Annotated in this window: 13 protein-coding genes; 6 read left to right on the plus strand and 7 right to left on the minus strand. The window is 38.3% G+C overall.

Translation table 11 applies throughout. The features are described from left to right. Window positions 1-47 precede the first annotated feature (47 nt). Both ACPT9C_RS03480 and mepM read right to left on the minus strand, forming a co-directional pair. Window positions 48-1,004: a sigma 54-interacting transcriptional regulator gene (locus ACPT9C_RS03480; RefSeq protein ID WP_050948999.1), complete on the minus strand. Its 957-nt coding sequence runs from the start codon at window positions 1,002-1,004 to the stop codon at window positions 48-50. Window positions 1,005-1,118: 114 nt separating this feature from the next. Continuing rightward, complete coding sequence (gene mepM, locus ACPT9C_RS03485) at window positions 1,119-2,546, minus strand: murein DD-endopeptidase MepM (protein WP_076773247.1); 1,428 nt, start codon at window positions 2,544-2,546, stop codon at window positions 1,119-1,121. 170 nt (window positions 2,547-2,716) lie between these two features. On the opposite strand from mepM, the gene znuC reads away from it, so the two are divergent. From znuC to tilS, 5 genes are all read left to right on the plus strand, one after another. After that, entirely contained in the window at window positions 2,717-3,523 is an 807-nt protein-coding gene (gene znuC, locus ACPT9C_RS03490; RefSeq protein ID WP_050949036.1) for a zinc ABC transporter ATP-binding protein ZnuC, read from the plus strand. Beyond that, window positions 3,523-4,308 carry a zinc ABC transporter permease subunit ZnuB gene (znuB, locus tag ACPT9C_RS03495; RefSeq protein ID WP_005693761.1) on the plus strand — a complete coding sequence of 262 codons (786 nt, stop codon included), beginning with the start codon at window positions 3,523-3,525 and terminating at the stop codon, window positions 4,306-4,308. The genes znuC and znuB overlap by 1 nt, the downstream gene beginning before the upstream one ends. 88 nt (window positions 4,309-4,396) lie before the next feature. After that, complete coding sequence (gene accA, locus ACPT9C_RS03500) at window positions 4,397-5,344, plus strand: acetyl-CoA carboxylase carboxyl transferase subunit alpha (protein ID WP_050949001.1); 948 nt, start codon at window positions 4,397-4,399, stop codon at window positions 5,342-5,344. 72 nt (window positions 5,345-5,416) lie between these two features. Further along, window positions 5,417-6,283, plus strand: coding sequence for a pyridoxal kinase (gene pdxY, locus ACPT9C_RS03505; RefSeq protein WP_005630043.1), 867 nt, complete (start codon window positions 5,417-5,419; stop codon window positions 6,281-6,283). Beyond that, window positions 6,283-7,575: a tRNA lysidine(34) synthetase TilS gene (tilS, locus tag ACPT9C_RS03510; protein ID WP_050949002.1), complete on the plus strand. Its 1,293-nt coding sequence runs from the start codon at window positions 6,283-6,285 to the stop codon at window positions 7,573-7,575. Before pdxY ends, tilS begins: the two co-directional genes overlap by 1 nt. 7 nt (window positions 7,576-7,582) lie before the next feature. Here tilS and mutH read toward each other — a convergent pair whose 3' ends face one another. The 3 genes from mutH to ACPT9C_RS03525 all read right to left on the minus strand — a co-directional run bounded on the left by mutH (window position 7,583) and on the right by ACPT9C_RS03525 (window position 10,236). Continuing rightward, window positions 7,583-8,254, minus strand: coding sequence for a DNA mismatch repair endonuclease MutH (gene mutH / locus ACPT9C_RS03515; protein ID WP_118879866.1), 672 nt, complete (start codon window positions 8,252-8,254; stop codon window positions 7,583-7,585). After that, complete coding sequence (locus ACPT9C_RS03520; protein ID WP_050949004.1) at window positions 8,251-8,790, minus strand: methylated-DNA--[protein]-cysteine S-methyltransferase; 540 nt, start codon at window positions 8,788-8,790, stop codon at window positions 8,251-8,253. The genes mutH and ACPT9C_RS03520 overlap by 4 nt, the downstream gene beginning before the upstream one ends. Before the next feature lie 75 nt (window positions 8,791-8,865). After that, window positions 8,866-10,236, minus strand: coding sequence for a porin (locus ACPT9C_RS03525; protein WP_050949005.1), 1,371 nt, complete (start codon window positions 10,234-10,236; stop codon window positions 8,866-8,868). 205 nt (window positions 10,237-10,441) lie between these two features. On the opposite strand from ACPT9C_RS03525, the gene ACPT9C_RS03530 reads away from it, so the two are divergent. Next, a complete protein-coding gene (locus ACPT9C_RS03530) occupies window positions 10,442-10,729 on the plus strand; it encodes a YfcZ/YiiS family protein (protein ID WP_050949006.1) in 288 nt (95 codons plus the stop codon). A gap of 97 nt (window positions 10,730-10,826) precedes the next feature. Here ACPT9C_RS03530 and cpdA read toward each other — a convergent pair whose 3' ends face one another. Both cpdA and nudF read right to left on the minus strand, forming a co-directional pair. Beyond that, window positions 10,827-11,651: a 3',5'-cyclic-AMP phosphodiesterase gene (gene cpdA / locus ACPT9C_RS03535; RefSeq protein WP_050949007.1), complete on the minus strand. Its 825-nt coding sequence runs from the start codon at window positions 11,649-11,651 to the stop codon at window positions 10,827-10,829. Window positions 11,652-11,660: 9 nt separating this feature from the next. After that, window positions 11,661-12,293 carry an ADP-ribose diphosphatase gene (gene nudF / locus ACPT9C_RS03540; RefSeq protein ID WP_005630028.1) on the minus strand — a complete coding sequence of 211 codons (633 nt, stop codon included), beginning with the start codon at window positions 12,291-12,293 and terminating at the stop codon, window positions 11,661-11,663. Window positions 12,294-12,337 lie beyond the last annotated feature (44 nt).

Genomic DNA, 12,337 nt, shown 5'->3' on the forward strand with positions numbered 1-12,337 from the left:
ATTCTCAGGAAATTTCAACCGCACTTTTTCCATTTCAAATCGGAAAATTATTTTCCAATTCCATATTGTTTCAATTTATTCGCAATCGCAGTATGGGAAACGCCTAAACGTTGAGCCAATTTTCTCGTGCTTGGATATTCTGCATAAAATAATTTTAGAACTTGTGCCTCATAAGAACCGATGATTTCATCTAAGGTTTTATTTCCAAATTTATCCAAAGAAATTACCGCACTTTGTGGCGGAGCAAGATTTAAACTTTCGATAGTCAAATGATTATCTTGTACCAGAGAGCAGGCACGATAAAGAGTGTTATAAAGTTCACGAACATTCCCTTTCCAATCATATTTCTGCAAATAAAGAAGAAAATCTTTATCGAAAGTTGGTTTTGCAATTTTTAATTCTTCGCTGATTTCCTGTAAAAAACCTTGTGCCAGTGGCTCAATATCAGCCATGCGTTCGCGTAATGGCGGCACATTAAGAGTAAGAACATTTAAGCGATGAAATAAATCAGCACGAACTTTACCTTGCTCAACAAGCAAATGAAGTGGAATTTGTGATGTGCAAATTACGCGTACATTTGCATAATGCTCCTTTTCTTCGCCTACTCGACGAAAAGATCCATCCGTTAAAAAACGCAATAATTTAGCCTGTAAACTCAATGAAAGTTCAGCAATACCATCGAGTAAAACTGTACCCTCATTTGCGTATTCAAAAAAACCAATGGTTTCGCTGTCGCCAACTTTTCGACCAAACATTTCACTTTCGGCATCTTCATCCGGCAACCCCGCACAATTTACTGCGATAAATTTCTTATCACGACGTAAACTCTGATAATGGCAGGCTTTCGCTAACAAATCCTTTCCTGTCCCCGTTTCGCCTTGAATTAACAAAGGCACATCAAACATAGCAAAACGTTTCGCGTTTTCTACTGCACTTTTCATTGCTTCACTTTGCACAATAAAACAATCGAAAGGATTTTGAGGATCAAATTTAGAAATCGTCATATTCAGGGAATGGAGATAATTAAGATATGGCTATGATAATTTCTTTACAACAAAGTGTAAATATTATTTTACATAAGGTAAAAATGCGACCATTTTTGACCGCACTTTATATAGCTAAGGTTTTAACATTCTTTCAGCTTCACGAACACGAACAAGGAATTGTTTACGTTCAGTTGAACTCATACCGCTGCTAGTACCCGGTAATTTTACGGTAAGAGGATTAACAGCTCGACCGTTAATATGAAATTCATAATGTAAATGCGGCCCCGTAGAAATGCCCGTGTTACCAGAAAGTGCAATACGTTCGCCTTTTTTAACGGTTTGCCCTGCTTTTACTAAGGATTTGCTCAAGTGCATATAAACAGTTTGATATTCACGCCCGTGACGCAACATAACATAACGCCCAGCACCGCCAGCCTGATAAGCGACCTTTTCAACTGTACCATCTGCTGGTGCAATAACTGGTGTGCCTTGAGAAACAGAGAAATCCACGCCTTTATGGGGACGAACACGTCCTGTTACTGGATGGCGACGATTTGGATTAAAAGGGGAGGAAACGCGTGCTTGTCGCTGCAATGGATAACGAGCAAAACCTTTGCCTAAAGTTTCTCCTTGCTGATTATAATAACGACCATTTGCCGCTTGCACTGCATAATAATTTTTACCACCAGATGAAATACGTAACGCCTCAACATTACCTTGACCTGTAAGTTTATCGCCTAAATATTCACGAGAAACTAAAATGGCAAATTGAGTGCCTTTTTTTAGTTTTCTCAAACTCACTTGCCATTGTAAGGTGTTACTAAGTTGGCTAATTTGACGCGTATTAAGACCTTGTTCTCTTAAACTACTATTTAAAGAATTTTGAATCTCGCCTTTTAATACTTCTTTTCGCCAAATACTTTTCTTTTCAATAACTTGGCGTTTAAATTTCCCATCTTCGAGACGTTCATAAATACGTTCTTCTTTTTCAGAAACCAGCCAATTTAAATATTCCAAGTTATCATTTTTATTTAAAATCCAGTAAAATTGCTGACCTGCTTTTAAGTGGGCTAATTCGGGATCAAGCGCAATCAACGGTTGTACTGATGAATCATCTAAACCGGATAAAACTAAAACATCTTTTAAAGTATCCCCTTCGGTTACCGTATAGCTAAATTGATCAGTAATTCTTATGGCTTGATCGGCTGCGTCTAATAAACCATTGAGTGCATCTTGTGCGTGTTGAGGTAAAGTACCGAGATCATCTGAAGATAGTTTTACTTCATCAACTTCATCATCTTTTGCTTGCAGTTCATCATCATAAGAGGTGGCATCTTCATCAGGTTGAAGTGCGGTGGAATTTTTATTTGGCGATGTATTTAACTCGTGATATTCCCCACTGTCAGAGGTGGAAAATATGGGATTTTCTTCAGATTTGTCTTTTATTGTAAGTAAAATGCCTGTCAAAATAAGCAGAATAGCAACAAAAAACACGCCTACTTTTATATATGCGCGTTTTTTTCGTCTATCTCGAGCTAATTTTACGTGTTGCACTGGCATCCCTAAAATAAAAAAGTTTTCAGCATTCAGACTACAGATTATAAAGAAAATTCATTCCTATGGAAAAAGCATTATTCAAATGCTTAAATATTCGACATTGGATAGAAAATCTTGAGAAATCTGCCAAAATGCGTTATTTTCCCCCACCACTTTTGATAAGAGATGATTTAATGAACATCACAGGTATCCATCGCGAGCAAAACCCACAACCGCTCATTCAATTAAAAAATATCAATGTGGTTTTCGCACAAAAAACCGCTCTGCAAGATATTAATTTAAATATCTATCCCAATTCTATTATTACCATTGTGGGGCCAAATGGTGGTGGCAAATCTACGTTGTTAAAAACCTTATTAAAACTACAAATGCCCACTTCTGGCGAAGTCATTTATAGTAAAAATGTTCGCATTGGTTATGTACCACAAAAAATCCATTTGGATCATAGTTTGCCTATTACGGTTGAGCGATTTCTTTCGCTAAAAAAAGGTATTAAAACCCAAGAAATATCCACCGCACTTGAGCAACTTTCGATTTCACATTTACGCAAAAGCAATATGCAAAAACTTTCTGGTGGCGAAATGCAACGCGTATTATTGACACGTGCAATTTTAAATAAACCGAATTTACTTGTGCTAGACGAACCCACTCAAGGCGTAGACATTACTGGTCAAGCTGAGCTTTATCAGCTAATTCATCAAACCCAACAAAAATTAAATTGTGCCGTATTGATGGTATCACACGATTTACACATTGTGATGGCAGACAGTAAAGAAGTATTGTGTATTAACCAACATATTTGTTGTGCAGGTACGCCCGATGTTCTCTCAAATGATCCAACATTTATGCGTTTATGGGGAAATCAGCTCGCACAAAATGTTGGATTTTATACCCATCATCACAATCATCATCACACCTTGCACGGCGATGTGTGCGGTTGTAATTCATCAGCAGTGCATTGTCAAAATAAGGATAAATAATGTTTGAAATTTTATTTCCTGCCCTTTTAACAGGCATTGTGCTTTCGCTTATTACCGCGCCACTTGGCGTATTTGTGGTGTGGCGGAAAATGGCTTATTTTGGTGACACTCTTTCTCATTCTGCCTTGCTCGGCGTGGCGTTAGGTATTTTCTTACAAGTCAATCCTTACATTGCGATTGTGGTGCTTACCTTAATTCTTGCTATCGCAATGGTGTGGTTAGAAAGCAATACGCAATTTTCCATTGATACCTTGCTCGGTATTATCGCTCATAGCTGTTTATCTCTTGGCGTTGTGACAGTAGGATTATTACGGAATGTACGGGTAGATTTAATGAATTATTTATTTGGGGATTTACTCGCGATTAATTATACGGATTTAATTTATATCGGCATTGGCGTGATAATTGTGCTTTCAACATTAATTTATTTTTGGCAATCCTTACTTTCCACCACCGTATCGCCAGAACTCGCGCAAGTTGAAGGCATTAATATCAAAAAAATGCGTTTTATTTTAATGATATTAACCGCATTGACTATTGCCTTGAGTATGAAATTTGTCGGTGCATTAATTATCACATCCTTATTAATAATCCCTGCGGCAACCGCTCGTCGCTTTGCGAGAACGCCAGAATCTATGGTGGGCTGGGCGATTATTATGAGTATGTTATCGATTATAGGTGGATTAATATTATCAGCCTTTTATGATACTGCTGCTGGGCCTTCTGTTGTGATTTGTTCCGCGTTTTTATTTGTCTTATCGCTCTTTAAAAGAGAGCGATTATAAGCTTGCCCAACCAGTGAAAACCATTTGCGCCACAGTTTAATTCTTGATAAAGTGCGGTCAATTTTTACGGTCTTTTTAGGATAACAAAATGAACCAAGAATATTTAGATTTTGAATTGCCGATTGCTGAATTAGAAGCAAAAATTGAAGCATTACGAGCAGCATCAGATGATAAAGTTGATTTAACTGATGAAATCAAACGCTTACAAAAGAAAAGTAACGAACTCACTAAAAAAACCTTTGCCAACCTCGATGCTTGGCAAGTTTCACGTATGGCGCGTCATCCAAACCGCCCTTATACATTAGATTATATTGAACATATTTTTACTGAATTTGAAGAACTTGCAGGGGATCGTGCTTTTGCTGATGATAAAGCCATTGTTGGTGGCTTGGCGCGTTTAGATGGTCGTCCAGTGATGGTTATCGGTCATCAAAAAGGTCGTTCTGTAAAAGAAAAAGTACAACGCAATTTTGGTATGCCCGCACCTGAAGGCTATCGTAAAGCGTTACGTTTAATGGAAATGGCTGAACGTTTTAAATTGCCAATTATCACATTTATTGACACACCAGGGGCTTATCCAGGTATTGGCGCAGAAGAACGTGGTCAAGCGGAAGCTATCGCTCGCAACTTACGCGAAATGGCACAACTTACCGTTCCTGTTATTTGTACCGTTATCGGCGAAGGCGGTTCGGGCGGTGCGTTAGCTATTGGCGTGGGCGATAAAGTGAATATGTTACAGTATTCCACTTATTCTGTTATCTCGCCTGAAGGCTGCGCTTCTATTCTTTGGAAAAGTGCGGAAAAGGCATCTACGGCAGCAGAAGTAATGGGATTAACCGCAAGCCGTTTAAAAGAATTAAATCTTATCGACAGCATTGTGCAAGAACCTTTGGGTGGCGCACATCGCAATTATGCGAAAATAGCTGAAAACTTAAAACTTCGTTTAAAAGAAGATTTAGCTGAACTCAATGAACTAAGCAAAGAAGAATTATTAAATAGACGCTATGAACGTTTAATGTCTTACGGTTATTGCTAACTAACATTCTAAAAGAGCGGTGATTTTTACCGCTCTTTTTTGATCTAAATATACAACAAAGGAGAAAATATAATGAAAAACGTACTTTCGATCCAATCCCACGTAGTCTATGGTTTTGCAGGTAACAAATCCGCGACTTTTCCAATGCAGTTGTTAGGCGTCGATGTGTGGGCATTAAATACCGTTCAATTTTCTAATCACACCCAATACGGAAAATGGACAGGCATGGTAATTCCACAAGAACAAATCCGAGAAATTGTAACTGGACTTGATAATATTGAAAAACTACAAGAATGTGATGCCTTGTTATCTGGTTACTTAGGTTCTGCGGAACAAGTCGATCAAATTCTTTTTGCCTTAGAACAAATCAAACTGCGTAATCCAAATGCACTTTATTTATGTGACCCAGTTATGCCACATCCGAAAAAAATCTGCGTGGTTGCCAATGGTGTTCGCGAAGCACTTATTGAAAAAGCCATTCCAGTGGCGGATATTATGACGCCAAACTTACACGAATTGCGTCAGCTAACCGAATTTCCAATTAATACCTTTGACGATGTATTAAAAGCAGTGAATGCGTTGATTGCAAAAGGCGTGAAGAAAGTTCTTGTTAAACATTTAGGTAGTGCGGGTAAAATCAACGATCCTGATACATTTGAAATTATTATGGCAACCCCAGAGGGGGTTTGGCATTTAAGCCGTCCGCTTTATCAATTCAACTTTGAACCAGTGGGCGTGGGCGATTTAATTGCGGGTACATTCTTAGCAAATTTACTCAATGGAAAATCTGATGTTGAAGCTTTTGAAGCAATGAATAATGAAGTAGCAGGCGTAATGAAAACCACCTTTGAATTGGGTTCTTACGAGTTACAAACCATTGCTGCACGTTTTGAAATTCTCAATCCAAGCAGCAACTATAAAGCTGAAAAAGTTGCCTAATGGATTTACTTTCAGACATTGAAAAACAACTCAAAAAAGCCACCGCTCAAGCATTTCTTATCGCCTTGAGTGGTGGTTTAGATTCCACTGTACTTCTTTCTTTATTTGCAAAACTTCGTCAAAAACAACCGCACTTACCGCCTTTATCTATACGAGCAATCCACATTCATCACGGCTTAAGCCCCAATGCAGATTGTTGGGCTAAACACTGCCAAAACTTATGCGATCAATTTCAAATTCCATTGATTATCGAGCGAGTACAAGTAGATAAAACCAATGGCATTGAGGCTGGGGCGCGTGAAGCACGCTATCAAGCCATAAAAAAACATCTTCAAACACAAGAAATACTGGTTACAGCACATCATCTAAACGATCAAACAGAAACCTTTTTCTTAGCCTTAAAACGTGGCAGTGGGCTACAAGGCTTAGGCGCAATGCAACAACAAAGTGCATTATTCGGAATGCCAATTTTACGCCCTTTGTTAAGTTTTACTCGCACACAGTTAGAAGATTATGCTCAAAAAGAAAAACTCAATTGGATTACAGATGAAAGTAATAAAGATAATCGATTTGATCGCAATTTCTTACGCAATGAAATCTTGCCAGAATTACGTGAACGCTGGGCTTATTTTGATTTAGCCGTGCAACGTTCCGCACAACATTGTTTTGAGCAACAACAGCTAATTAATGATTTATTGAGTGAAGCCTTTGCAGAACATTGTCAAATTAAAAACCAATTTAAACTGTGCCAATTTCGCAAATATTCTCTCGCAAAACAGACCGCACTTTTGCGTATGTGGCTTGCGGAAAACCAACTTGAAATGCCAAGTAAACGCCAGCTTACACAGCTTATTAATGATGTTGTTTTTGCAAAAGAAGAGGCAAACCCTCAATTTCAGCTTGTAAATAAAGTCATTCGACGTTATCACGGCTGTTTATATTTAACTAAGCCGTTTTCTGATCTAACCAAATGCACCCTAAAATTAGAACAAAACACGTTAAGTTTACCCGATGATTTAGGCAATCTCAGTGTTCAAGAAAATGAACATAATCTGATTTTCCACTGGCAGGATTACTCTGTGACGCTAGAAAAAACGGACTTGCCTATTTCTATCCGCTTTGGCTATTCAGGCAAAGTTAAACATCATCCGAAACGCCCAAGAGAAGATATAAAAAAAATCTGGCAAGAATTAAGCGTGCCACCTTGGGAACGAAATCGAATTCCCTTAATTTTTTATGGCAACAAGCTAAAAAGTGCGGTCGGTTTTTTCCGTGTTTTTGACGTGTTTTAAAATCAAGTTAAAGTGGCTTTACATCTAAAAATGCTTTCAAAATTTGAGCGGTAAATTCTTTTCTTAGATAAAAACCTAAAGGCAAGGTATCTATAATTTCGCCATTTTTTCCTATGCCTTTTGTCACAGCACGACTATTTGCACCCTTCGGGCGAAGTTGCATAACCTCGCCAATTCGAGCAGTAATTTGATCCAATTTGCCAAGTACAATTAAATCCATCAATTCTTCCCAATCTTGTTTTAATTGACGTTCTTGCTCAGCGGTTGGCTTCCATAAAATTGGTGCGCCGATATGGCGTTCACGTAATGGAATATGGCGACTGCCTTCAATAGGTATCCAAAGTACACAAGAAAGTTTATGACGAACGTGGGAATTTTCCCATTTAACCCCAGAATTTTGTACCAACGGGGCAAGGCTCACAAAGGTGGTTTCAAGCGGATAACCCTCCGCATTAATCGGCAATGTTTTAAGTTCAACACCTAAATGGGAAAAATCCTGTTCGGCTTTACTCCCTGCCGTTGCACCTAAAGCGTGCTCTAATAACATTCCCACCCAGCCTTTATCACGTTTTAAATCTGGCGGGACAAGAATATGCAGTTCATCCGCTAACTCTCCAAAAGTTAAGCCAGCGATAGATTGCGCTTGGGAAAGTAATTGTTCAAGGGTTTGTGGAATCATTCGTGATATTTCTTAAAAAAGCGTGGCTTCGTGTTTTCTGTGCCTTTATCAATATAGGGAATTTTCTCTAACTGCAATAAAAAACGTTTTGCCTCTAAGCCGCCACCAAAACCAGTTAAAGTTCGGTCTTTGCCTAAAATACGATGACAAGGAATAATAATACTAATCGGATTACTGCCCACCGCACCTCCCACGGCACGAACAGCTTTCGGGTTATTAATCCGTAACGCCAGCTCTCCATAACTTGAAAGTTCGCCATAATCAATTTCACGCAAGGCTTGCCAAATGGCTTGTTGAAACGCTGTGCCTTCTGGTTTTAAGGGGATGTCTGAAAAACGCTCAACTTCGCCATTAAAATATCGTTCAAAAGCCAACCGCACTTTTTGAAAAACAGGTAATTCATCTTGCTTGAGCCATTTGGGATTAGGCGTATATTGCTCTTTTTCAAAATCAATATGTGTAATGCTCTCGCCGTCAGATAGAATCAAAAGCCGTCCGACGGGGGAAGGGTAATAAGTGTAATAAAGTGCGGTCATTTTTCGCCTTATTTTTATAAAAAAAAGCACACTTGCTGTGGAAGTGTGCTTTATTATGCTAAATTTTTTAACGGATTAGAAACTATAATTTAAGTTTAAGCCGTAAAGATTTGCGTGTGCTTGAGAAGTATAATTTGCAGTTGTATTGACTTTCAATGTACGTTCTTCACCTATTGCTTTTACTTCTTTAAAGTGAACTTTTTTGCCTTTTAAGTAAGCATAGCCAAGATCAACAGATAAGTTCGGCGTGAATTTATAGGTTGCCCCTAAACTATACCAAGTGCGATCGGTATCTGGAATTGCAGCACTACGGTGATGACGAGATGCCGCTTGATCGTAAGCAATACCCGCACGTAAGGTCAATTTTTCATAAAGATTATAACTTGCCCCTAATGCAATACGAGAGTTATTACTGTATTGTAATTCTTTATCAAACGCTTTTTTACCATTTTCGAAGCTAGCATGTAATTTTGTTAAACGACTCCAATGGGTATATTTATAACTATAATGCACAGCAAATTTGTCAGTTAATTGATGGAAACCTGAAAGTTCTAAGTAATCTGGCAATGTAAGGGTTAAATCACCTTTTTTACCTGCCTTGATAACATTTGCCTCTAAACTAGTGGCAGTGCGGTCAGTAAAATCAATGTCCACTTTAGAATGATAGGCTAAACCAATTCGGTTAGCTTCATTAAATTGATACATTACACCTGCATTCCAGCCAAAGCCCCAAGCTGCTCTATCTTGTAATGACACAACAGATTTGTCTTTAGAGCTCAAATACTCAGGAAATTTTTTGTATGGTTCGCTCAGTACTGAGAATGCTGGTTTTACTTGTGTATCATTAACACTATCCGCAATAGTACCAGCATTCCGTTCAACTTGGGCTTTAGCATAAACCGCATTTACCCCTAAACCTAGGCTCAAGCCTTCTGTTACTCGATAAGCACCACTTAAATTTAAGTTGATAGCAGTCAAGTCAGTTTTTCCACCAAATACACCAGCATCATAACTATCGCCATATTCACTTTTTAGACCGAAATTGACATTCATTCCAGCACCCACCGCGAATTTATCATTCACTGGCGCAACGAAATAAAGATTTGGCACAAAAGCACCAGGAACAACATTACGCTTTGAAGCTGAGCCGTACTTTATTGAGTTCATTTTATTACTTATTATAGCAGAAGAATTTACATCACCATTCATATTAATTCGAGAATCAACATAAACGCCACCCGTGGAAAACTGTGCAGTTTTAAATAAACTCATCAAAGCTGGGTTAGTTGCCACGACAGAAGCATTATCTGCAATAGCCGCTTCACCTGCATAGGCACGACCAAGCCCAGAAGTAGACACTTCCGCCAATTGGAAAGCCGCCGCATTTGCACCGCCTGCAGCCAATAACATTGCAGTTGCTAATAGAGATTGATTAAATTTTTTCATTTGGGAACCTTTGTTATTAATAGAAATTTGGTCAATTCTAAAACTCGATGCTACTGAGTGCAAATTTATTTCCTTATTTTTATTAGAGTTCCGACCAGTTGGCGGGAACTTTTGCATTTAATGGATTGTTTTGTTCAATTTTTGTCATTTATGGAAAAAAAGAAAAATGATAAAATACGCAAAACATTCATATAAGGAAAAGAAAATGACCGTAAAATGCAAAGCAGAAGAATCCTTAACTTGTAGCTGTGTTGATGTAGGCACGATTATTGATGGCTCTGACTGTAGCGTAGAAGTTCATCAATTTTATAGCACTGAAGCTGATGCCAATGCAGCGCTTGAACGATTAACAAAGAAAGCACGCAACATAGAAAGCGATCCTTGCGAAATTAAAAGCGAAATCGTGGCAGTTGAAAACGGCGTTCAATTAAATGCCTCTTTCACTTTTAGTTGCCAAGCAGAGGCAATGATTTTTGAACTGGCGAATCGTTAAAAACAATTAAAAATTTGACCGCACTTTTATTGAATTAGAATAGTGGACGTTTTAAAAATACGCACTATGAAAACGATTTTTAAAACGTCCACAAAATTTAATATCCCTCTTCTTGCATATTCGGCAAAAATTCCGCTTGCTGAATACGTTTCACTTGGGTACGAATTGAACCATCTGAATGTAGCTCAATTTCACGCCAACCAGGCTGTAAGGTATCAAGAGAAAAATACTGGCAATCAGGTTTAAATTGAATACAAGTCGCTGGTGTTGCCATCACTTGATAACCATTCCATTCACTGTTTACTTCTTGATGAATATGCCCATACAAAATAGCTTTCACATTAGTAAAAGGCACAAGCACTTCTGCCAATTCGTGAGAATTACGAAGGTTATGTTGATCAAGCCACGCGGAATTAGTTGGTAATAAATGATGGTGTAATACAACCAACGTATAACGTTCAGGATTTTTTTCTAAGGTTTCTTTTAATAAATCGAGTTGATGCTGGCTTAGTTGTCCGTGCGGTACACCATAAACTTGGCTATCCAACAATACAGCTTGCCAATGCTTGCCCAATAGAAGATGTTTTGCCGCATTCATTGGTGGCTGATTTAAAAATTCTGCCATTTTAGGCTGAAAATCGTGATTTCCTGGAATCCAAAATACAGGTTTATTGAAAGGTTTCATCATTTCTACAAAACGAGTGTAACCTTCATCACTACTATCCTGCACAAGATCGCCTGTAGCAAGAATCACATCAAATTGGTTATTTTCTTGCTGAATTTCCTTTAATACTTGAGCAAAACTTGCTTGTGTATTGACCCCCAATAATTCCGCACTTTCATCTTTAAATAAATGGGGATCCGTAATTTGTAATAACTTAATAACAGGCTTTTCCGCCTGATAAACAAACGTATTTTTCATTAATGCCCCCTAACTACATTTCCAACTTTGTTGTAACTGAGCATAATTTAATTGAAGCCACTGCAATCCAATCACTGCAATGCCATTATCAATTTTCCCCTCGCACATCCATTGATACGCCTGTTCACGTTTTACTACCTGTACTCGAATGTCTTCATTTTCTTCAGCCAAACCGTGAATACCTTTTGCTTGTGAGCTATCCACTTCGCCTGCAAATAAATGAATTCGCTCCACTATGCCACCTGGGCTATCCCACACACTTAAACAATGCGTTAAATTTTTGACTTGAATTCCCGCTTCTTCTTCACTCTCACGCAAAGCAACTTCTTCTGGCTTTTCGCCTTTTTCTACCATACCCGCAATTAGTTCGAGTAACCAAGGCGAACGATTAGATTCGGGATGATAAGCCGCACCAATACGAACTTGTTCAACTAAAATCACAGAATCTTCTTTTGGATCATAAGCGATAACTGCTGAGGCGGCACCTTTAATCAGTAATTCTCGGGTTACGACGCCACTTTGCCCCCCAGCAAAAAGTTTATGTTTAAATTGGATTTGTTTAAGCGTGAAAAAACCTTCATACAAAGTTTGTTCGCCCAATATTTCTATATCTTGTTGGCTAAAATGTTGAATTTCTGACATCTGTTTTCTCCAAAACTGAACGCAAAATCATACGCTTAAAAGAC

It is taken from the genome of Haemophilus sp. HN_Hi16 (genome assembly GCF_049823435.1).
GTDB classification, from domain to species: domain Bacteria; phylum Pseudomonadota; class Gammaproteobacteria; order Enterobacterales; family Pasteurellaceae; genus Haemophilus; species Haemophilus influenzae_D.